We start from the raw sequence: 20,358 nt of genomic DNA on the forward strand, positions 1-20,358 counted from the left end.
CTGTTTGCGTTTGAAGGAACATATCGCAATGGCGGCGGTAAATCTGTAAACGTTGGCATTTTGGGAGCAATTACCGAATGGCTCAATCCAGATCAACTTATTCAAAGCGGGAGGCAATACTGTTCGGTTAAGGAAAAAGAGGGGGGTAAGATCAAGAGAAATTTGTTCGCGTATTTATTGCGAGAACTAGAGACTAAAAAAAGATGGACAAATTCTCATACACTCAAACTATGAGAGAGAAAATAGTTAAACTATGAAATTATAAATTGAGAAACAATAAATTACCGTAGCGTCAAACTAAATAGATTCAACTTGCACGTTTAATAATTTGAAAAGATAACTGTTGTCTTGGAGTACAATTATTCCTGTGACTTCGTTTTTTACTCTTAAACTTAGAACGAGCCTTCTTCACCACTCTAGGATTACTTCGCTGTTGTCGTAAAGGTATTTCTAAATCAGAAATTTCCGCCATTAACCAACTATAATATAAATTAATATCCACATTCGTATTTATCTGGCGTTGGAACTCAGGAATAGCACGCCGAATCACTCGTAAACTCCCAACAAAACTTAACCTTAAAGGAGAAATATTCTTCAAATTGCTACTTTGAAACATCAAACAACGTAAACAATAATGAGCCAACAACCAACCATAAAGTTCTTGCACCACTTCACGAGGATTCTTAGAACGAATAGGAATTTTCCTTGCTAATAGATGTACTTTCAACTCATCTAAAGTATTCTCAGCTTCCCATCGCTTATGGTACTCTTGTGCTAACAGCAAAGCCGGAAACTTATCAACATCCATTAAATTAGTAATCAACCGATAGGTTTTTAGAGTACTATCCTCCTCAATCACATATTCAATAATACGAACTGAAATTCGGGTTGCCCCCTTCTTTCTTGACTGTCCATCAGGTGCAATCCAAGATAAATAAGAACCATCTGCCAACGTTTTTACTACTTGAAACTTCACATGGGCAGGAACACGACCAAGGAAATGACCTTGTTGTTGGATGACAGTATGAACCATCTTAAAAGAATGCAATCCTCTGTCCCACATTAATAACATACTAGAATTAATACTGCGTAGTAATTTTAAAGCACCTCTTCTTTCTCCAATACGATAGGGAGAACAAAAAGCATCTATAATTAAATGAGTACCTGCTTCTACCAAAAAGACTAATCTGACTTTAGGAAAGCCTGGATATGTCCCTTTAGGAGAACCAGGATAGCCAAAGACTCTAGCATTTGTGGGAGTATCTGGAACATCAAAAACTGTTCCGTCTACAGCCATAATTCTGAATTCCCCAAAAAAGCATCAGGTGTTAATATTGTTGCTAAGGGCTTTGCCACCAGTTCAAATAACCTTCTCATTACAGGCTGCTCCGGTTCTTTGACGGGCTTCTGTAATTGATGAAGCAGATGGGGGTTGAAGACGTAAACCTGATGGTATGTGTAAAGAACTCAAACCATGAATGAGATTTTTGAACACATCAACAATTGAATCAGATGACCAAAAACTCAAGGCAATGACTAAGGTAACTATGACATAAGTTGGTAATATTCTGAGTCTTCGTTGAGAGCTACAAGTAGTTTCAATAGCCTTGGTGATGGTTTGAGCCGGAATTACCTGTGACAAAGCTAAAAGTATTTGTTGAGAATCTAGACAGGCTGTTTGTGCCTGAAAATTTACCAGTGGCATATGCTAAGAACAAAAATTTTTGTAGAATTTGTAAGGATTCAGGTGGCAGAGTATTGACAAAGGGATCGCTTGAGGAGGAGTATCACAGATATGAACCAAAACCTGCCTCAAGATTTAAACCGGGAAAGCTTGAACCAGTTATCGAAACAAGAACTGGTAGAGATAATCATTGAGCAGAGCAAGGTAATAGGTGAATTACAGAAAACAGTATTAGAACTACAGCAAGAAATAGAACGTTTAAAAGTCAGCAGAGATTTAGACAGCAAAACCTCATCTAAGCCGCCATCAGGGGACATCCTCAAAAAGAGTGAAAACAAAAAAGCAGCACCGCAAGAAGAATCAAATCATCCCAAAAGAAAGCCAGGTGGGCAACCAGGGCATCAAGGTAAGACCCGTAAGGGTTTTGGTAGAGTAGATCGTTGTGAAATCTTACGTCCAAGTGATTGTGTCTGTTGTGGTCAAAAAGCGTTTGCGGCTGTGGCAGTAAAAGTAGAAAAACAGTCTGTAGCGCAACTAGTGGAGCGTCCCATTGAAATAGTTGAGTATCAACGCCATACGTGCCAGTGTGAGTACTGTGGCAATATACAAACAGCCTCCTGGTCACAAGATATCATCCCAGGACAGGATTTAGGGATTTCTTTACAGGCATTTTTAGGATGGGCAAATAATTATGCACATATGCCCTATGAAAAACAGCAAGAAATGTTGTGGGAGTTAGGTCAAATTGAAATTGGGCTGGGAACTTTAGTCACCACAAATGAACGAATTCAAACAGCGATTCAACCAAGCATTACTGAGTTAAGTAATTGGGTAAAACAGACACAACCTAACATTCATGTGGATGAAACACCTTGGTCTGTCAAGGGAGTTAAAGAATGGTTGTGGGTAGTTGCCAATTCTGAGTTTTGCCTGTTTACTGCTGCTGACACTCGTTCCAGAGCAGAACTAGAAGCCATTTTAGGGGCTAAATATACAGGGGTAATCAGCAGCGATGATTTTAGTGTTTACAATGGCTATGCGGTGCCTGAGCAGCAGAAATGTTTGGCTCATCTACGCCGTCACTTCAAAAAACTAATTCAACTTCCAGGTCTTCACAACCAAGCTATTGGTGAAGCATTTGTGGATTTAATTGATGAAGCTTTTGGAAATTATGCCCAATGGTTTGAGACTCTTGACTGCGCCAGTTATAACGATTGGGTCAATCAATTCAAATCTAAATTGCAACAAACACTTGATGACTGGATTAACTTAGCCGGAGCTACAGCAGGAAACCTTTTACGTTCCTTGCGCGATAAAGCCTCCCAATGGTGGTATTTCCTTGACAACCCTGAAGTTCCTCCTGATAACAATCAAGCCGAGCGATCGCTGCGTTTGGCTGTGACAAAACGTAAAGTTAGTGGTGGTTCCCGTTCGATGGAGCGGTTTCAACATACTGCCAATTTGTTGACGGTGGTTCAAACCTGTCGTCGTCAAAGTCTGTCTGTTATTGATTTTTTTGTACAAGCACTAATTGCTGACTCTATTAATTCTCAGTCTCGCCCTTCTCTAGTTCCTCAATTTTAGACCTGAATCCTTACTAGAATTTTAGTCTAATGGTCATAATATATTAAATGTTACTTAGTTCTCGAACACATTTCGAGAACATATAAATGTTATTGATCATGTCCACAAAAGAAGATGATCTCATTGCCAGAGCGGAACTGTTGCAACAGGCGATTGCGACTTTGCATCTGATGATTCAACAAATTAAAGCGGTGGGGGAAATTGCGCCTCCTGGTTGTTCTGTTTCCCGTTACCAAGCACGCGGTAAACAAGGGGTTTATTGGTACTACAAGTTACACGCTTCTCAAGCAATTTTCCCTACTTCTCAACCAGGTAAGTTAACCAAATACAAGCATTTAGGGGAAAGCTGGAAGTCCTGCTCACATTGATGCGGTTCTCTCGGTTGCTCGAAGGACTCAGGTTGATTACTTACAATCATGTATTGATTCTCTCCGACAAAACTGGGCTGACTTATACAACAGTCTCAAAGAGAAAAAGTAAGTCTCTCAACTTTTTATTGTTCTCGCAATAAATACGCGAACAAATTTTTCTTGATCTGACCCCCTCTTTTTCCTTAACCGAACAGTATTGAAGCGGGAGGTGCAGATGTCTAGCACCAACATAGGGCAAAAAGTATCGATGACCTGACCCCCGCTTCTTTTCATCCAGAGGCGGGGGTTATTTTTTTAGGAGTGAATCACATGGAAGCTCAACCACCTTTTAGGCAACCACACATATTACAAAATTCAGTTGTGGTGTTCTCTAAAAACTACTTACCACTAGCACGCATCAACATCAAACGAGCGATCGCGCTGTTAGTCACAGGTCAAGCAGAAACGTTGAATTTTGGTACTACAAAGCAGTGGAAAGTGCGTTCTCCTAATGTCGTACTACAAGTGCCTGAACACATCCGCTTAACCATTGGTAATCCCGAACGGCACTGGAAAGTACCCCCCGTGAATCGGCGTGAAGTACTCAAGCGAGATAACCACACCTGCCAATACTGCGGTAGCACCAAGCATCTAACGCTTGACCATGTAATCCCTCGCTCCAAGGGTGGACAGCATACTTGGGACAACGTTGTAACAGCGTGTGAAAAATGCAACTCCACAAAGAGCGATCGCCTACCCCACGAAGCTGGAATGGTACTCAAAAGCAAGCCCAAAGCGCCAATTCACCCAGCAGTTGCATTTGCAGAGCAGTTCTGGAACGCACAACGCCTGACTGAAGCTGAGTAAATTGCTCAACCCTAGCCATAGAGGGCAATACAGCCATTAAGCAATCCTTGCCCTCTTACTTCTCAAAAAACTTTGTAGTACGCCCTTGACACATTGTATTACAATATGTAGTATGAATGTAGTGAAGCACTACAACCTCTCAAAAAGGCACAGAGCAAACACTTCTGAACCTTGAAAACTGAATAATTGCCACCTAACGTGGGGGTGTAGCTTAGTCCGGTTTAAAGCAGTCGCCTGTCGAGCGAAAGAACGTGGGTTCAAATCCCATCATCCCCGTGTAGCCTTGTGGACAAATAGACAAGTCGCTGTGCCTCTCAAGCACGGAGAAGCGGGTGCAACTCCCGTCAAGGCTTCCAAATTGTCCAGGTCGCCAAGTGTTTAAGGCATCGGCTTGCAACACCGACTGCTTCGTGGGTTGAAATCCCACCCTGGACTCGAAATATTGCAGTGTAGCTTAACGGCAAAGCCCCAAGCTCATAACTTGGTCAATGTGGGTTCAACTCCCATCGCTGCGACCAAATGCACAGATGGTGTAATGGCAACACCACAGTCTCCAAAACTGTTGTTCTGGGTTCAAATCCTTGTCTGTGCGTTGATGGTGCAGAAGCGAAGTGGTCGAGCGACACGTCTTTCAAGCGTGTGATTAACGGGTTCGAGTCCCGTCTGCACTGCCAAATCTTTCATAGGTCGGCTCGCCTATCAGCGTGGGCAACTGTCTGTAAAACAGTCGCTTCTTGCGTTGCTCTTTCGACTCCTGCCCGACCTACCAACAATGGAGAGTAAATCGATCAGGCGATCGGCGCTGTTTGCTAAACAGATGGGATTGCATCTGTGGTTCGAGTCCACTGCTCTCCGCCTTATGAGAACGTGGTGTAACTGGATAACACATCAGTCTACGAAACTGATTAGTGTTGGTTCAAGTCCTTCCGTTCTCGCCTTACCCCCTGGTAGCTCAGTTGGTAATAGCGCCTGTTTGAAAAATAGGAGGTCATCCGTTCAATCCGGATCTGGGGGACTGGCACATTGCCTCATAGCTCAATGGCAGAGCGACGCGCTGAAGGGCGCGGGGGTTGTAGGTTCAAGTCCTACTGGGGCAGCCATTCATTGCCGAGTGGACGACTGGGAAAGTCGCGCTCGTCTCTGAATCATAGAGATGTTGGTTCAACTCCAACCTCGGCAGCCAATTATTGCCCTGTGGTGTAACTGGCAACATCCCTCGCTTTGAACGAGGAGATTTCAGGTTCAAATCCTGGCAGGGCAGTATTATCCGGGTGTGGTGTAGCTTGGCAGCACTCCTGTTTTGGGAACAGGCGGTCGTAGGTTCAAATCCTACCACTCGGATTCATGGGTCGTTAGCTCAATGGCTAGAGTTCCCGCCTTTTAAGCGGAGTGATCAGAGTTCGAGTCTCTGACGACCCATCAAATATGGGCGTTTGGCAGAACGGTTATGCTCCTGACTCTTAACCCTGTTTTGTCACTCTGGCAGTAGTATAATAAGGTAAAAATGCTAGAACCAAGACACAGAGCATGGTACAGCCCCGTCCAGCCGCACCAACAGTCAAATTTGTGGACGAATATTGCCAGTGGTATAAAAGTCTGTTTCCAGATGTTAGGAGTTTCGAGGCTTTTAAATATCTCCATGTAGGCTGCATTTCTGATCTAAAACGTAAAACATTGCCAGAAATAGCAAAAATCGTAGGATTAGATAACCAGCAAGGGTTGCATCATTTTCTAACTACATCACCTTGGGATATAGAAAAGTTAAGAACCTTAAGGTTAGAGTTAATTTTACAAGTGCTAAAAGGTAGACCAATCATTTTAATTATTGATGAGACAGGGGATAAAAAGAAAGGGAGCAAGACAGATTATGTGAAACGGCAGTATATAGGAAATTTGGGAAAAACAGATAATGGAATTGTGGCAGTGACAGTATATGGTGTTTTCTGTGGGATGACATTTCCATTACTGTTTGAAGTGTATAAACCCAGGGAAAGATTACAGGCAGGAGATAAGTACCGCACTAAACCAGAAATAGCAGCAATACTGATAAAAAAGCTACAATCAATGGGTTTTAAATTCAACTTAGTACTTGCAGATAGCTTATATGGAGAGAGTGGTAAGAATTTCATATCTGTATTAGATGAACTAAACTTGAACTATATAGTAGCGATTCGGTCAAATCATTATGTAGAAATACTTCCACGACAACATATTCAATATTTAAAGTGGCAGAAGTTTCAAAGGGTATTCTCTGACTTGAGTCGGGAAAATCGATTTATTAGAGAAATTATTCCGGGAAAACGTGGAGAACTTAGATATTGGCAAATTACTACAGATCCAGAAAATTTGCCTGATAACACTACTTGGTATGTGATGAGTAAATATCCAGACATTACGCCAAGAGAAGTTGGAAATTTTTACGGTTTAAGAACTTGGGTCGAGTACGGGTTAAAACAAAGTAAGAATGAATTAGGTTGGTCAGATTTTCGCCTGACTCACTACCCAGATATTGAGCGATGGTGGGAAATTATTTGCAGTGCTTATTTAATGGTTAGTCTGCATTCGGAGCAACTGTTTCAGTCTCCATCACAACGAGAGTCAAAATTTGTTTCACATCCTTGGTGGGATAATGGAAATGGCTGGAAGAACATTCTTAACAATCTTCGTTTGATTATTCAACCTTTTACTTTATTTAATCTGATATATCCCTGGTTAACGGTTTTTCCTATTCCTCAATTAGCTTTGGGTTTTTTTAAACTTCAATCTATTATTTATAGCCTCACCAGTTCAATTTTTATATCCCTGATTCACCCTGATTTCTACTTTTCCTCTGCCTAGAGTGACAAAAGAGGGTTAATCAGGCTGACACAGGTTCAACTCCTGTAGCGCCCACCAAATTTTACCCCTGTGACGCAATTGGCAGACGTGGCCCGCTTAAACCGGGTTTGTTGCAGGTTTGATTCCTGTCAGGGGTATGCGGGGATAGAGCATTCTTCGGCTCGGCAGTCTCATAAGCTGCAAACGGTGAGTGCAACTCTTACCCCCGCGTCCAGTATACAGATGTAGTGTAACTGGTAACACAAAGGTGTGGTCAATTCTTAATCTGGGTTCAAGCCCCGCCCTCGCCGTCTACTTTTGCTGGTGTAGCTCAATGTGGCAGAGCAACTGACTTGTAATCAGTAGGTTGCGGGTTCAACTCCTGTCACCAGCTTAACTAACGCGATCATGGTGTAGTGGTAAACACCCTTGGCTTCCAACCAGGAGACACGAGTTCAAATCTCGTTGATCGCTCTGAACCTTATAGGTTCTTGAATGCGGGTGTGATGTAGTGGCTAGCATCTGAGTGCGCCACACGAGAGCGTATGGGTACTCTTCGAGAACGCTGCACGAACGAGTCCCATCACTCGCTTTCTTAGCCCTGTAACTCAATTGGTAGAGTGCCTCTCTTACAAAGAGGAAGTCGCGGGTTCAATTCCTGCCGGGGCTACCAACTTATGGGAGTGTCGCCTAATGGATGGGCATCGTTCGCGTAGAGTCTCCCTTCGGGAGACTCTACGCGAACGATTTGTAGGGGTTCAAGTCCCTTCACTCCTGCCACATGGGGTCATAGCTCAACTGGCTAGAGCGCCTGTCTTGCACACAGGAGGTTAGGGGTTCAAATCCCCTTGATTCCACTGAATGGTGTCTGAAGCCAAAGTGGTCGCGGCGCTGGTTTGTGGAACCAGTCATAACGGGTTCAAGTCCCGCCAGACACCCCTAAATGGAAGATGCTGCTCAAGGGAGGGCAACTAGTCTTGAAAACTAGAGCAGGGTAACACCTGGGGGTTCAATTCCTCCATCTTCCGTTTTCCACCTGAAGCCGAAAAGTGAGGCGCTGTGCTGATAACACAGATTATTGAGGGGCAGTACCTCGCTTGAGTGGATTTTTTCTGCAAGTCTATACTTAGCCAGTAAATACTTAAATACTGCATTACTGCATCAATTACTGCATTAATCTTCTACATCCTTAAGTGCTTCATCCAACAGAAACCGCACAATCTCAGCTTTTTTCCTCCCTGTCCTCGCCGCCAACATAGACAGCTTGCGGTGCATCGACTCAGATAAATCCACAGTAAGTCTAATTGTCGCTTCCTTGGGAGTGGTCGGCGGGAGTTGAGACATAATACTAGGCTTGATGGGTTGAGGTGTGGGCGTGGGTAGTGCAATTGGTTTGGGTTCAGGCTCTGGCTGTGGTTCAGGCTCTTGTTGGTTTTGAGTTATTACTTGCTCTGGTTCTTTTAGCTCATCCTTTTGACCATAGACAAACTCATGCGCCAAGGCATCATCAAGGGGCTTTCGTTTTTTAGTCATTTCAGCATCCCCATGATTTCTTTGAATAGTCGCTCATATTCCCGTTGAGATTCTGCTGCTGGTCGTCCCGATAAATTCCAAATTGTTGCAGCTTGTCCAAAGGTGTCAGCGATCGCTTGCTTTTGGTGAATCACTGTCTTTAACACCGATACTTCTTTTGTTTTAGATAAAAGTGCGATCGCTTCATCGAGTAACTTTGTCCCCTTAACAGCACGGCTAATAAATATTGTGGACTTGGGCGCACCACCGCGCACAGACTGAGCCTGCTTGATTAACCGCACCGCATCACTAGCAGATTGCAAATCTAAACCTGTGGGTTGACAGGGAACTATAGCTAGGTCAGTTCTGAATAAAATTGCCCTGCTAGCTTCAGATAAACCAGCTGGCCCATCCACAATTAGATAATCACACTCTTGCGCTAACTCTGGAATTTGCTCCAACAGTTCATCGGGTGATTGCAGCACGGTAGTAGGAATTGAATTATCCTCCATCGACTGAAGCCAAATAGAACTGCTACGTTGAGCGTCGGCATCTAGCAAGTGGACTTTATGCCCCTTGCGTGATAGCCAATAGCTGATGTGAACGGCGGATGTTGACTTGGAGCAACCACCTTTTTGATTAATAAACGCAATTACTGACATACTGCATTACTTACTGCATTACTGCATTAATAAAAAGTTTCATAATTCTGTAAGCTCAACCTTACGACCATCAGGGTCTGTTAGCACTACCCGACGAAAGAGCAAGGTTGACTGGACAGTTGGTAGTATGGTATTTCCAATTTCTTGAAGTTTAGTAAGTACAGCATCGATGTTGGCGACTTTAAACAAGAGCATCGTTGCACCACTTTGTACTGGCGATTGTGCAGACCCATCAATTCCCGGATAAATTTCGATTGTACTTATACCCAACGTACAAGCATAGTGAATCACCCCCTGACCGTGACATTCTTGCTCGAACTCTAGCCCAAAGGCTCTGTAAAATAACAGCGTTTTTAGGACATCGGTAGTTCTCAAAACCACCAAACTTAGCTCAGGCTGAGACATTTATTTTATTTAAATCATTACTGCCTTACTGCATTACTGCATTAAGGCAAGCAATTAGCTATGATACAGGAAAACAAGTGTTACTGAAGCACTGATAAGCGCGTTGATGTAGTCCGTTCAGTTTGGATAGAACAATCACGGAAAGTAGGACAATAATTTTCAGTTATCTCGAAGCTCCCAAAATTTCTCTACTGCTATACAAGGGTGTATAGGTGTTTTCCTACCACTATGTAAAACTTGCATCACCATAGTAAGACTATTTACCAAGCTTGTGTTACTAGCAAATAAAGTTATTTGTTGTGGTCTCTTGGCAGAGTGATTATATAGATTTTAATCTATGGCATATTCTATTAATGCTAAGAATAGCGATGATAAGTAGCACAAGTAAGAAATAAAAGTAAGAAAAAGTTTGATTACCAAGCTAAAAAGCTTAAATTATAAGGATTAGAGGTGGTTCGACCGCGCACCTTTCTTGCCCGGTCGAAGCTCAAGGAGTGCGATCGCCCCCGGACTGGTACGTTTAAATCGGGCAGATTCCTTAGCCTCGGTCGATTTTGAAGCAACCTTTTTTTGACACAGTTTAAATCAACCGGGCAGAGCAAGTAAATCCTGTTAATCGATGTAGCAAAAAAAGGTTATTCGCAAATCAGCCTCAGATAAGGCTTTGCTCAAGATAACCCTTAGCGGTGATTGAAGATATTCCACAAGGTTTACTGGGCTAAGGCGCATCTGATAAATCTTTCCCAAGGTTGGGAATGGCGCAGTTATTTCAAGTAATTTTGTAGTCATAACAACTCTGCTTGTCTTTTTTTTGGTAGATCTTCACCATCCAAAATTCTGCATTTTCAAGCCGACGGCTTGGCTGATTGTCTTAATCTGATATATCTTTGATTTTGTCTACTGAAGTCCCATCACTTAATTTGAACAGCTAAATCGTCACCAACCTTAATTCCCAATTTGCTAGCCTGTCCCGCAGGAATTTCAATCACCTGATCTACGGGTACAAAAGGGCCATAACTTGGGCAAGGATAACTTGTGCAGGGAGGATAGTTATGCAAAATAAATTTCACTTGTCCATCTCGGATAAATATGATGTCTAAAGGAATTAGTGTATTTTTCATCCAAAATGAAACTTGTCTAGGTGGTTTGTATGGGAACAACATTCCCCGATCATCAGCTAGAGAATTGCGGTACATTAAGCCTTTTTCTTGTTGCTCTTTTGTTTCTGCTACTTCAAGAAAAATAGTCTTTCCCTTGGCTTTAAAAGAAGCTTTAATCTCAAGTGACTGCGGTTGAGTGTCTTCAGCTTTTAAAAATAAAATTAAGTCAGAGATATTTAATGAACAGCTTCCTAAAATTAATGTAAGAGCTAGAATAGCCATCCAAATGATAGTTTTGTACATAATATGAGAATTTATCTGATGATCTTTTTATTAAATTTGGTGTTGTAACACATTTTTATTCCCGAATGTTTACGGATTTTAGAGTTTGCTAAAAAGCGATGATTACAGCAAACACAGCATTCAGCTATAACTAGCAATTGTATTTAAGATAGTTAAGAACGATCTAAAATTTCTTCTAACATTGGTATCAACAAAGTAATGGGAGCGCGGTCTTTGACCTTTATCTTTACGTGTACCGACATTCCAGGCGTGAGTTTGACTTTAGGCCCTTTACCTGAAGTCCAACGATATCCACTGTAAGTAGATAAATCCCGTTCCATTGCAATTTTTGCTTCTATTTTTCCTCCTCTTGAACCAACAACATTAGAAACAATTTCATCATTTCCCAGGCTAGTAGCTGCTCCTTGTTCAGTCACGGGTAGGATGGATGCAGAAACGAGTTTGCCGATGACTGCTCCCTCTCCATCAGAAATAGCATTTGGAGTGATAGCTACTTCTTTGTCAAAATAAGAAGTTAATTGAATACCTGAAGGAAAATAAGCCATGACAATTGTGGTTTCTTGCTTACCATCAACGTTAATTCTTCCTAGATTAGCTCCACGATTAATAACTTGTCCTGGTGTAACTGCAAATTCTAACAAACAACCATCAAAAGAACTGATAATTTGGCTATTACGAGCAATTTCACTTTCTAATTCGTCAATGTTGCGCTTAACTTCCTGAATTTGATTGATTTGATTGTTTCTCGTTTCTAGTTTCTCTTGCTCTAAACGCTGACTGCGAGTTTCTAAATGCTGTAACTGAGTCTGAATTTCATCGAGCATATTCAGATTCTGAGCATATTTCTGCTGAATTTCCGCTTCAGTAGCTTCTGTTTGCTTTAGTTGTGCTTGTGCATCTGTGATTGTTTCCAAGATGCGATTATACTCCTGTTGAGCTTGAATCAAATTAGTTTGAGAAATTGCTCCTACATTTGCTAGTTCTTGACGCTTCTGCAAAGAGTCTTTCAACGCTGGAGCCGTTGCTTGAGCGTTCCGCAATCTTTGTTGCAGGCTGATTCGCTGCTGTTGCAGTGCATTTATACTTTTAGTTTTCAGATCTGGTGACAAACTTTGAATTGTTTGTAGTTGTCGCAGCAGTTGAGTCCGCGACGCAGCAATTTCTAGCTGTTCTGAAGCAATCCGTTGTTCTTGGATATTGGCAAAATCTTGAGCCTGAGCTTGAAGTTGAATCAGTTTACCACGCTGAAGTTTTAGCTGTTCCTTCAACTCGATTGGCTCTAAAGTTGCTAATACTCGTCCTTTACGAACACACTGATGAGATTGAACATTCAGCGTTTTTATCTGTCCACTGATAGGAGCATTCAGTGGAACCACAGCATCCGGTTGTATCAATATTCCCTTACCTGCTACCTCAACTGGAATCTGTCCAAAAATACTCCACACCAGCCCAACAGTTATTAGCCCACCAAATGTAGCTAATATAACCCAATCTTTTGGATGTACCAACTGAACTAGAAAATCAAGCTGCTCCGGAGATGACAGTTTTTGCAAAGCTTCTGGGCGAAATAGGTTCAATTTTTTGACTTTCATGTACCATTATTTTTTATACTGCCTTCTCGGTAGAAGTTATCCTTATATTAATCAATACCTTGACCAATTTAGTTGAATACTTCTAAGGAGTAGACAAGCCAGACAATTGAAGAATTTATCTTGTTACCTGTTCTTTTTATTACCTTGTGCCTTCTGCTTTTGCGATTTCGGGATTGACTATGCAATTATTTGAAAAATTCAAGCAAGCTGCTGCGATAAAAAAACAAACCCAAAAACCCAAATATTACAACACTCGTTTGAGAACGCCGACTTTATTACAAATGGAAGCTGTCGAATGCGGAGCAGCAGCTTTGGGCATTATTCTGAGCTATTATGGGCGAATAGTTCCTTTGCCAGAATTGCGAGTTAGTTGTGGTGTTTCCCGTGATGGCTCTAAAGCCTCGAACATGATTTTAGCGGCACAAAGTTATGGGATGCAGGCTCAGGGTTTTAAAAAAGATATCCAGCAACTTCAAGAAATTAAACCACCGTTTATCGTATTTTGGAACTTTAATCACTTTGTGGTGGTGGAAGGATTTGTTGGCAAGACTGGTGGTGGAAAACTGCGTCAGCGTGTTTGGTTAAACGATCCGGCGACTGGACCCCGTAGCGTCACAATGCAAGAATTTGACGCAGCCTATACAGGTGTCGTGTTGGTAATGGAACCGGGAGCAGAGTTTCACAAAGGTGGAAAGAAAGCAGATATTATTGGTGCGTTATACTCTCGGCTGAAAAATTCCTTTGGCGAACTGTTATTTTGCGTTTTGATTGGCTTTTTATTAGTAATTCCTAACTTAGCTTTAGCTGCTATCAGCCAAGTCTTTATAGATAATGTCTTGATAAAAAACAGATTGGACTGGCTTCAACCAATGTTGATTGGGATGGGAGCGATCGCATTATTGCAAGCAGTGATGAACTTGCTACAATTGCGAAAACTGAGATATCTCAATCTGCGACTGTCCATCAGCATGACTGGGCAATTTATTTGGCATTTGTTGTGCTTACCCTCTAGTTTCTATGCCCAGCGTTATGCCGGAGAAATTAGCAATCGCATTGGGATTAACAAAAAAGTTGCTTCAATACTATCAGGAAAATTAGCTAGAACTGCTATTGATGCGGTCATGATTGTTTTCTACGCAGCAATGATGCTGGCTTATGACAGGCTGTTGACACTGATTGGTGTAGCTGCTGTTGTGATTAATGTTACCGCTATTCAGTTGAGGTCTCGCCGTCGAATTGATACTAGTATGAGGTTATCGCAAGACCAAGGCAAACTAGCTGGAGTAGAAATTGGGACTTTACAAAGTATTGAAACCATTAAAGCAGGTGCTATAGAATCCGACATTTTTAGTCGTTGGGCAGGATACTATGCCAAACTCACCAGTGCCGAGCAGGAAATGTACCAAGATGAACAGTGGGTATCGCTGCTACCATTGTTTCTCTCATCCGTAACGACGATGTTATTGTTAGTTATCGGTGGGTTGCGGGTGATTGATGGTCATTTGACGATTGGGATGTTGGTTGCATTTCAAAGCCTCATGAGTAAGTTCCAAAGTCCTGTAAATACGTTGCTGAGTTTGGGAACGACTATTCAGACACTCAATGGTGATATGAAACGCTTAGATGATGTGCTGCAAAACCCCACAGATTCATCATTGCAACCGATAGCTACCATTGAGCAATTACCTGTTCAATATGCTTGGCCTGTAGATAAATGTTGCTTGCAGGGATATGTCGAACTCCGCAATCTGACTTTTGGATATAGTCGGGTAGAAGCACCATTAATTGAAAATTTTAGTTGCACCCTGACACCAGGACAACGGGTAGCTTTTGTCGGTAGTAGCGGTTCGGGGAAATCTACAATATCCAAACTAATTACTGGACTTTATCAACCTTGGGATGGCGAAATCTTGTTTGATGGTGTTCCCCGACAGCAAATTCCCCGTGCAGTAATTACTAATTCTTTAGCGATGGTAGAGCAGGAGATTTTTCTGTTTGGTGGTACAGTACGGGAGAATTTAACTTTGTGGGATGAAACAATTTCTGATGTGCAGTTAATGAAAGCCTGTCAGGATGCTGCAATTTTGGATGTAGTGATGGCGATTCCTGATGGTTTGGATGGTAAATTACTGGAAAGTGCATCTAACTTAAGTGGTGGACAGCGCCAACGCTTAGAAATTGCCCGTGCTTTGGTGAATAACCCGTCAATTTTGGTAATGGATGAGGCGACAAGTGCTTTAGATGCCAACACAGAGAAAATTATTGATAAAAATATCCGCCGACGCGGTTGCACTTGTATGATTGTGGCTCACCGTTTAAGTACAATTCGTGATTGCGATGAGATTATTGTGCTGGAACGGGGAAAGGTGGTGCAACGTGGAACTCATGAGGAGATGAAGAGTGTGGATGGTGCTTATAGAAGATTGATTCAAGCTGAGTGAAATTAAGTACTACAAAATGTAATTTCCCCAGAACATTCGTCAAGAACATTCTGGGGAAATGAATATTTTCAGAAGAATTGTATGTTAAGCGACATTGCTCTGCTTAATCTCGTTTTTCTGGCCCTGATTCTTCTTCTGGTCGTTCTACTTCTTCTGCTGATTTGTCCTCGTCTTCCACTTGGCCACCAGAGACCCATTCTAAATCCTGTAAGGACAACTCTCCGTTATCTACTGCGTTGGTGATGGTTTTTTGAGTTTCAACTCTCATCTTTGGTTTTCCCTTGTTATGCTACTGGGTTGTCTTTGTTTACAGAGAGAAAATTGTTACATACATAGTTGTGTATGGTTTTAATTTTAACAACGTTCTCTGTACTCATCTTTGCCTATTCTAGGCTACTTAATTTCATTGTTTGTAAAGATAATGACTTTTTAAGTACTAGTATTGTATTAATAATATAAAGAAAACGCAGTACTATTTAAGTATAAAAACGTATAAATAAAGTGTTGTAAAAACTACAATAAACCACCAGTGGTAATAGTTTGTTGACAAACTTGTGGCTGAAAAATTTGTTTTGTTATATTCACGCTAATTGTCGCGCCATCAAATCAGCAAATATTCCTGATTGAGACATCAACTCCTCAAAACTTCCTACCTGCATCATTTGCCCCGCAACAATTACATAAATGCGGTCAGCATTGCGAATCGTACTCAAACGGTGAGCAATGACAATTCTTGTGACCTTTAACTGTTCCAAACTTTCACTAACAATTGCTTGGGTGCGATTATCTAAAGCACTTGTCGCTTCATCAAAAATCAGAATCTTTGGTTTAAGAACCAAAGAACGAGCAATTAACAATCGCTGACGCTGACCGCCAGAAAGATTCGTTCCCCCTTCGGAAATTACGGTGTGCATTCCCATCGGCATTTGTTCAATATCCTGGGCTAACCCAGCCATCCGTGCAGCTTCCCAAGCTTCATCTATTGTTACCAACGCACCTTTAGAAATATTTTTGAAAATTGAACCAGTATTAATCCGACCATTTTGCAACACCACACCTAACTGCCGTCGCACCGCAGAGATATCCAACCCTGACAAATCCTGCCCATCGTAATAAATCGTCCCTTGCTCTGGTTGTTCAAAAGCCAGCAGCAACCTAACAATTGTAGACTTACCACTCCCTGATGGCCCCACCAAAGCGATAAATTCTCCGGGCTTGGCTTCAATTGTCACTTTATCCAAGACTAGCGGCCCATCTTCCTGGTAGCGGAAACTGACTTGATCTAGCTTCACTCCCCCCGCTAATAGCCCCGGATCGGTTTTTTCTGCATCAACCTCCGGCTTTTCTGCCAAAATCGGCTGCACTCGCTCCCAGATAACAGCAACTTCCATCACCTTAATTAAGGTTCCACTCAAAGCCGTAATTCCACTGATAAAAGTACCGAAAGCTGTATTAAATGCAAGAAATGTTCCTGTAGAAAAACCTGTCTGACCTTGGGTTTGTGCTTGGGCAATAAGTATCGCTGTACCATAAATCAGCATGGAACTGATTGTAGGCAAAATCATGTTAAACAGTGTTACACCATCTTCAATTGCTTCCGTACTCAGCATGAGCTTGAGCTGCTGACCAAACATCTGCGACCAATAAGCAAATGCCCTCTCTTCTGCACCAGCAACCCGCAGCTTAGATACTCCACCAATCAACTGCACCGTTAGCCCGGATATTTCCCCACTGAGTTCTTGCATGGGAATCATCTTTTGGCGAGAAATCAAAAACGAAAACAGCGTCATTCCCACGTTAACCGCTGCCACTCCCATTACCACCAGCGCCAATTGAGAACTGTAAGAAAACAGCAAAGCCAAATTTAATAAAGCAAAGAAACTGTGGGAAAGTGACCTGATCACACTGCGACTGAGAATTTGGTGCAGTTTTTGGATACCTGCAACCCGACTTTGCAAGTTACCAATTGTGTATTTGCGAAAGAAAGGAACGGGTAACTTGAGCAGCCGATCCCACATTGCTGCTTGAGTTTGAACTTTAGCCAGGGTTTGCGCCCGCATGATAGCGATATTATCTACCAAATTCAGCATTGTGCTGCCAAAGTTCACCGCTAGCAACCCCAAAGCAAGTTGAAAAATCAATCCCCGATTGGCACTAGGAATGGCATTGTCGATTAAAATGGCTGTTGCTTGAGGAGTGACCATTCCCAATAGGGAAATAATTGCGCCCAAGAGCAAAACTCTTACCCAGTCTCGCCGCGTCCCCCTTGTAGCAAACTTGAGAATTTCTAAGGATTTGAGTACTTTGTCTGGGAATGGTCGATAAAAAACATAGGCTACAGGCGAAATCAAATCAGCTGTGTTGGCATTGAGAGGAATGGGACGTTGTTGTTCGGGATCTAATATTTCGTAACGATTTCTACCTACAGGAAGCACAGCCAAGGGGCGTTTATCTTGTGCCGTGTATGCCAAAATGGGGCCTGAGTCAAACTCCCACCAAGCACCTCGTAAAATTACTTGGCGAAGCCGAATCCGCGAGGCGCGGGCGATCGCTTCTAAGGGGTCTTTAAGGCGCTTGGGGTCTTCTGATTTCCCTGGCGGACGAATTTCAATCCCCATTGCTTTACCCACAGCCCCAGCAGCAATTAATAAAGCTGTTCCTTCCGGTAAAACTTTTACTTCTGAGCGGCGAAAAATAGCAGTAAAATTACGGATAGCGCGATCGCTCGCCTCTTGATTCAATTGCTGCCGCGAACGAAATTGCTCAAAGCGTGTTAAAGTCTCTTTTTGGTCGAGTTGGTGCAAGCAAAGTAAAACATCATTGTGGAACTGATCCAGGTGTTCACTGACCAAATCAAAAGTGTCTAGTCCTTTTAAATTGATACCATTGAGTGAAATATCTGCTGCTTGCAAAGCTTCAACTAAGCGATCGCTCCACTGCTGCAACGGCTGAAAAACTGTCTCCCATTCATCATTGGCGATTACTTGCTTTACCCAGTCTGCCAAATTAATTGATACTAAATGCGTTTCTTCATAGGCAACGGCAATTAATCCATGAGACTGCCCTTCCAATACGGCTGCGATACCAAACAGCACATCTGTTGGATTGACATCGAATAGATAACGTCGCGCACCCTGGGGACTACCGTTGGTAGTAGCGATCGCAAACACCGCCATTGCACCGCCTTTTAGCATCCACACTGTATCGCGTGTATTTAGAGGGAAAGGGCTATTGCTTTTAATTACTTGTAGATCAGTATAAAAATTAAGTAAGTCAGTCATGCGATCAGCAACAAAGTTAAGTTTTAGACTTTTGCTTAAAAACTAGCGAACACCAAACACAATGGGCTAAACAGTTTTACTCTTATAAGAAAGCGATTGCCTACTGTTATGGGTAAGCCAATATATCAATTTAGCCTAACTGTATATTTTGTTGCTCCTATAGTTTGAGTGCTTGAAAGAAAGATACTCTTTTTGGGGTTGAGCCGAGATATGTGTAAGTGCGATTCGTTCTGGAGAAACCCAGTTTTTCTGGGGAGATTCCAGGCTTTAGTAGAGTAACCAATGTCGAGCAAAAGTGTTGCGCGACATTACCTACGACAAACCCTTGCTGTGAGCAGATCATCGATTTCATAGAGTAAGTGTTTCTTAGTTTTTTCTTTCTCCAAAACTGGGTGAAGAAAAGAGCAGTGTATCTGGGGGTGCGAACCCCACACACGCCACTTAGTTATAAATCAAAATCAAGAGTGAAAGTTTCGCCATCTGAAGTTTCTTGAATTTCTTGTGTAGATGGCCCTGGAGTAGACTGTTCTTCTAGGTTTTGCTTTGTAGCACTAGGAGTAACAACAGGTGTATGTGTGACTGCTGGATATATCGGAAATGCACCTTTTTTGAATGCAAAATAGCAATCAATGATAAAGTAAAGCGTCTCTAGGTAACTTTTATCTAATTGTTGTGATTCTGCAAATATGCGTTCACGGTAGCTGTCTTTAATACGAATTTTTTCTGGGGTTGAGTCTTGTTTATCTGCCATTGTTATCTTCTACAAAATATGCTTAGGTATTCTTTTTGACAATCGCTTTAGCCATTTCTAATAGCCCAAAGGCATTAGCTTCTACCGGATTATCTAGAATTCGGAACCCATTCTTCTCTAATAACTTCTTAAATCCAGGTAACAGACAACCGCCACCAATCGCCCAAATTTCGTCTCCAGCGTGTTTGGCATCAAGTGTGAGATTCACAACTTTCTTCAAGTATTTTTCGTACCAGTCCTTTAAACAAGCACTGTAGACATCTTTGATATCAATATCACGGCTATACCTGGTATGTCCCATTTCTAGACAAAATCGAATTTTTGATGGGTCACCGATTTTACCGCCATTAAGATGTTTCATCTTTTGGGAGATATCCTCTATGAGGACTTCTACACCTGTGGGATAAGGAGTGTGAACTTCACGCTTACCTTGGCTGTAACGAGAATACAGAGTTGTACCGTTGCCAAAGTCTAAAACGGTTAATTTTGGGGGAAGTTGTTGCCCAAACAATGCACCCATACCCTCTGGGACGACTTTGAGTACTTCAATCTTGACCTCTGAAACTTTGCCAGCAAGTATTGGTTGATATTCTCCGTTGAGTATTTGTTTTAAGTCTCCTGCCAAACCAACATCATGTAGGCTGACGACTAACTTTAAATGCCAAGCCTTACGGTGTGGCAGATGTGCCAATGCACCTAATAATGTAATCAGTGCATTATTGACTTTATTTTCATTGTTATCAGTATTTCGTTCAAAATGATAACCTGTGCGAAAAGCAGATTCTCCGACGGTGTAGGCAGTACCATTGAAAACTACTCTTCCGGGAACATCTTCCATGTCAACAGAAGAAATGTAGCTGGGGACGCGAACCACTCCAAAGCCATCGACTAAAAGTTTGAGGCTGCCGTAACCGTTATCAAAGCCCGCCGGAAAAATTTTTTGTAACGTGTGAATGTTGGTCATGGGTGTCAAATGGGGTACAAAGTATTAATCAGCCAAAAATACCCT

At 42.2% G+C, this 20,358-nt stretch carries 13 protein-coding genes, 22 tRNA genes and 3 pseudogenes; 28 read left to right on the top strand and 10 right to left on the bottom strand.

Annotated elements, in window-relative coordinates:
* Nucleotides 1–307: 307 nt before the first annotated feature.
* Nucleotides 308–1,705 (bottom strand): annotated as a pseudogene (locus HG267_RS38520) (IS4 family transposase).
* Nucleotides 1,706–1,795: 90 nt separating this feature from the next.
* On the opposite strand from HG267_RS38520, the gene tnpC reads away from it, so the two are divergent.
* From tnpC to HG267_RS38655, 27 genes and pseudogenes are all read left to right on the top strand, one after another.
* Nucleotides 1,796–3,268, top strand: coding sequence for an IS66 family transposase (tnpC, locus tag HG267_RS38525; RefSeq protein ID WP_096621848.1), 1,473 nt, complete (start codon nucleotides 1,796–1,798; stop codon nucleotides 3,266–3,268).
* 98 nt (nucleotides 3,269–3,366) lie between these two features.
* Nucleotides 3,367–3,748, top strand: a pseudogene (locus HG267_RS38530) (hypothetical protein).
* 200 nt (nucleotides 3,749–3,948) lie between these two features.
* Nucleotides 3,949–4,485, top strand: a complete 537-nt coding sequence (locus tag HG267_RS38535; protein ID WP_045873591.1) for an HNH endonuclease — start codon at nucleotides 3,949–3,951, stop codon at nucleotides 4,483–4,485.
* Between the two features lie 200 nt (nucleotides 4,486–4,685).
* Nucleotides 4,686–4,761 (top strand) — tRNA-Asp (locus HG267_RS38540).
* A gap of 3 nt (nucleotides 4,762–4,764) precedes the next feature.
* Nucleotides 4,765–4,841: transfer RNA gene (locus HG267_RS38545), tRNA-Glu, on the top strand.
* Between the two features lie 4 nt (nucleotides 4,842–4,845).
* Nucleotides 4,846–4,920: transfer RNA gene (locus tag HG267_RS38550), tRNA-Cys, on the top strand.
* 8 nt (nucleotides 4,921–4,928) lie between these two features.
* A tRNA-Ile gene (locus tag HG267_RS38555) sits at nucleotides 4,929–5,003 on the top strand.
* A gap of 3 nt (nucleotides 5,004–5,006) precedes the next feature.
* A tRNA-Trp gene (locus HG267_RS38560) sits at nucleotides 5,007–5,077 on the top strand.
* A gap of 5 nt (nucleotides 5,078–5,082) precedes the next feature.
* Nucleotides 5,083–5,159, top strand: a tRNA-Glu gene (locus tag HG267_RS38565).
* A gap of 10 nt (nucleotides 5,160–5,169) precedes the next feature.
* Nucleotides 5,170–5,254 (top strand) — tRNA-Tyr (locus HG267_RS38570).
* Nucleotides 5,255–5,346: 92 nt separating this feature from the next.
* Nucleotides 5,347–5,420 (top strand) — tRNA-Arg (locus tag HG267_RS38575).
* A gap of 6 nt (nucleotides 5,421–5,426) precedes the next feature.
* A tRNA-Phe gene (locus HG267_RS38580) sits at nucleotides 5,427–5,500 on the top strand.
* Nucleotides 5,501–5,509: 9 nt separating this feature from the next.
* Nucleotides 5,510–5,585: transfer RNA gene (locus tag HG267_RS38585), tRNA-Phe, on the top strand.
* 5 nt (nucleotides 5,586–5,590) lie between these two features.
* Nucleotides 5,591–5,668: transfer RNA gene (locus HG267_RS38590), tRNA-Gln, on the top strand.
* Nucleotides 5,669–5,673: 5 nt separating this feature from the next.
* Nucleotides 5,674–5,746: transfer RNA gene (locus HG267_RS38595), tRNA-Gln, on the top strand.
* Between the two features lie 6 nt (nucleotides 5,747–5,752).
* Nucleotides 5,753–5,826: transfer RNA gene (locus HG267_RS38600), tRNA-Pro, on the top strand.
* 5 nt (nucleotides 5,827–5,831) lie between these two features.
* Nucleotides 5,832–5,904 (top strand) — tRNA-Lys (locus tag HG267_RS38605).
* 108 nt (nucleotides 5,905–6,012) lie between these two features.
* Nucleotides 6,013–7,323 carry an IS701 family transposase gene (locus HG267_RS38610; protein WP_096621593.1) on the top strand — a complete coding sequence of 437 codons (1,311 nt, stop codon included), beginning with the start codon at nucleotides 6,013–6,015 and terminating at the stop codon, nucleotides 7,321–7,323.
* A 63-nt stretch (nucleotides 7,324–7,386) separates the two neighbouring features.
* A tRNA-Leu gene (locus HG267_RS38615) sits at nucleotides 7,387–7,460 on the top strand.
* Nucleotides 7,461–7,537, top strand: a tRNA-Met gene (locus HG267_RS38620).
* An 85-nt stretch (nucleotides 7,538–7,622) separates the two neighbouring features.
* Nucleotides 7,623–7,696: transfer RNA gene (locus HG267_RS38625), tRNA-Thr, on the top strand.
* A gap of 8 nt (nucleotides 7,697–7,704) precedes the next feature.
* Nucleotides 7,705–7,776, top strand: a tRNA-Gly gene (locus HG267_RS38630).
* 123 nt (nucleotides 7,777–7,899) lie between these two features.
* A tRNA-Val gene (locus HG267_RS38635) sits at nucleotides 7,900–7,975 on the top strand.
* A 6-nt stretch (nucleotides 7,976–7,981) separates the two neighbouring features.
* A pseudogene (locus HG267_RS38640) lies at nucleotides 7,982–8,082 on the top strand.
* Between the two features lie 3 nt (nucleotides 8,083–8,085).
* Nucleotides 8,086–8,159 (top strand) — tRNA-Ala (locus tag HG267_RS38645).
* Nucleotides 8,160–8,166: 7 nt separating this feature from the next.
* Nucleotides 8,167–8,240, top strand: a tRNA-His gene (locus tag HG267_RS38650).
* A gap of 7 nt (nucleotides 8,241–8,247) precedes the next feature.
* Nucleotides 8,248–8,330 (top strand) — tRNA-Ser (locus tag HG267_RS38655).
* A 145-nt stretch (nucleotides 8,331–8,475) separates the two neighbouring features.
* Here the strand turns inward: HG267_RS38655 and HG267_RS38660 are convergent.
* The 5 genes from HG267_RS38660 to HG267_RS38680 all read right to left on the bottom strand — a co-directional run bounded on the left by HG267_RS38660 (nucleotide 8,476) and on the right by HG267_RS38680 (nucleotide 12,876).
* On the bottom strand, nucleotides 8,476–8,835 hold the full coding sequence (locus HG267_RS38660; protein ID WP_045873592.1) for a CopG family transcriptional regulator: 360 nt from the start codon (nucleotides 8,833–8,835) through the stop codon (nucleotides 8,476–8,478).
* The gene (locus HG267_RS38665) at nucleotides 8,832–9,476 is read right to left on the bottom strand and encodes an AAA family ATPase (protein ID WP_045873593.1); all 645 of its coding nucleotides are present in this window, start codon (nucleotides 9,474–9,476) and stop codon (nucleotides 8,832–8,834) included. The genes HG267_RS38660 and HG267_RS38665 overlap by 4 nt, the downstream gene beginning before the upstream one ends.
* 39 nt (nucleotides 9,477–9,515) lie before the next feature.
* Complete coding sequence (locus HG267_RS38670) at nucleotides 9,516–9,881, bottom strand: VOC family protein (protein ID WP_045873594.1); 366 nt, start codon at nucleotides 9,879–9,881, stop codon at nucleotides 9,516–9,518.
* Between the two features lie 911 nt (nucleotides 9,882–10,792).
* A complete protein-coding gene (locus tag HG267_RS38675; RefSeq protein ID WP_045873595.1) occupies nucleotides 10,793–11,284 on the bottom strand; it encodes a DUF192 domain-containing protein in 492 nt (163 codons plus the stop codon).
* A gap of 152 nt (nucleotides 11,285–11,436) precedes the next feature.
* Nucleotides 11,437–12,876: an NHLP bacteriocin system secretion protein gene (locus HG267_RS38680; RefSeq protein WP_045873596.1), complete on the bottom strand. Its 1,440-nt coding sequence runs from the start codon at nucleotides 12,874–12,876 to the stop codon at nucleotides 11,437–11,439.
* Nucleotides 12,877–13,055: 179 nt separating this feature from the next.
* Here HG267_RS38680 and HG267_RS38685 point away from each other — a divergent pair, with 179 nt between their 5' ends.
* Nucleotides 13,056–15,317: an NHLP family bacteriocin export ABC transporter peptidase/permease/ATPase subunit gene (locus HG267_RS38685; protein ID WP_081584136.1), complete on the top strand. Its 2,262-nt coding sequence runs from the start codon at nucleotides 13,056–13,058 to the stop codon at nucleotides 15,315–15,317.
* A 103-nt stretch (nucleotides 15,318–15,420) separates the two neighbouring features.
* Here HG267_RS38685 and HG267_RS38690 read toward each other — a convergent pair whose 3' ends face one another.
* The 4 genes from HG267_RS38690 to HG267_RS38705 form a co-directional block, all read right to left on the bottom strand.
* Complete coding sequence (locus HG267_RS38690) at nucleotides 15,421–15,585, bottom strand: hypothetical protein (RefSeq protein ID WP_155539577.1); 165 nt, start codon at nucleotides 15,583–15,585, stop codon at nucleotides 15,421–15,423.
* Nucleotides 15,586–15,898: 313 nt separating this feature from the next.
* Nucleotides 15,899–18,598: an NHLP bacteriocin export ABC transporter permease/ATPase subunit gene (locus HG267_RS38695; protein WP_045873597.1), complete on the bottom strand. Its 2,700-nt coding sequence runs from the start codon at nucleotides 18,596–18,598 to the stop codon at nucleotides 15,899–15,901.
* A gap of 445 nt (nucleotides 18,599–19,043) precedes the next feature.
* Nucleotides 19,044–19,349 carry a hypothetical protein gene (locus HG267_RS38700; protein WP_045873598.1) on the bottom strand — a complete coding sequence of 102 codons (306 nt, stop codon included), beginning with the start codon at nucleotides 19,347–19,349 and terminating at the stop codon, nucleotides 19,044–19,046.
* 22 nt (nucleotides 19,350–19,371) lie between these two features.
* Nucleotides 19,372–20,313: a ParM/StbA family protein gene (locus HG267_RS38705; protein WP_045873599.1), complete on the bottom strand. Its 942-nt coding sequence runs from the start codon at nucleotides 20,311–20,313 to the stop codon at nucleotides 19,372–19,374.
* Nucleotides 20,314–20,358 lie beyond the last annotated feature (45 nt).

It is taken from the genome of Tolypothrix sp. PCC 7601 (assembly GCF_025677855.1).
Lineage (GTDB): Bacteria > Cyanobacteriota > Cyanobacteriia > Cyanobacteriales > Nostocaceae > Aulosira > Aulosira diplosiphon.

Coding starts and splice junctions, on each gene's coding strand:
- HG267_RS38675 (WP_045873595.1), bottom strand. CDS start 11,284: ATGTACAAAACTATCATTTGGATGGCTATTCTAGCTCTTACATTAATT.
- HG267_RS38610 (WP_096621593.1), top strand. CDS start 6,013: ATGGTACAGCCCCGTCCAGCCGCACCAACAGTCAAATTTGTGGACGAA.
- HG267_RS38685 (WP_081584136.1), top strand. CDS start 13,056: ATGCAATTATTTGAAAAATTCAAGCAAGCTGCTGCGATAAAAAAACAA.
- HG267_RS38670 (WP_045873594.1), bottom strand. CDS start 9,881: ATGTCTCAGCCTGAGCTAAGTTTGGTGGTTTTGAGAACTACCGATGTC.
- HG267_RS38665 (WP_045873593.1), bottom strand. CDS start 9,476: ATGTCAGTAATTGCGTTTATTAATCAAAAAGGTGGTTGCTCCAAGTCA.
- HG267_RS38705 (WP_045873599.1), bottom strand. CDS start 20,313: ATGACCAACATTCACACGTTACAAAAAATTTTTCCGGCGGGCTTTGAT.
- HG267_RS38680 (WP_045873596.1), bottom strand. CDS start 12,876: ATGAAAGTCAAAAAATTGAACCTATTTCGCCCAGAAGCTTTGCAAAAA.
- HG267_RS38690 (WP_155539577.1), bottom strand. CDS start 15,585: ATGAGAGTTGAAACTCAAAAAACCATCACCAACGCAGTAGATAACGGA.
- tnpC (WP_096621848.1), top strand. CDS start 1,796: ATGAACCAAAACCTGCCTCAAGATTTAAACCGGGAAAGCTTGAACCAG.
- HG267_RS38695 (WP_045873597.1), bottom strand. CDS start 18,598: ATGACTGACTTACTTAATTTTTATACTGATCTACAAGTAATTAAAAGC.
- HG267_RS38660 (WP_045873592.1), bottom strand. CDS start 8,835: ATGACTAAAAAACGAAAGCCCCTTGATGATGCCTTGGCGCATGAGTTT.
- HG267_RS38700 (WP_045873598.1), bottom strand. CDS start 19,349: ATGGCAGATAAACAAGACTCAACCCCAGAAAAAATTCGTATTAAAGAC.
- HG267_RS38535 (WP_045873591.1), top strand. CDS start 3,949: ATGGAAGCTCAACCACCTTTTAGGCAACCACACATATTACAAAATTCA.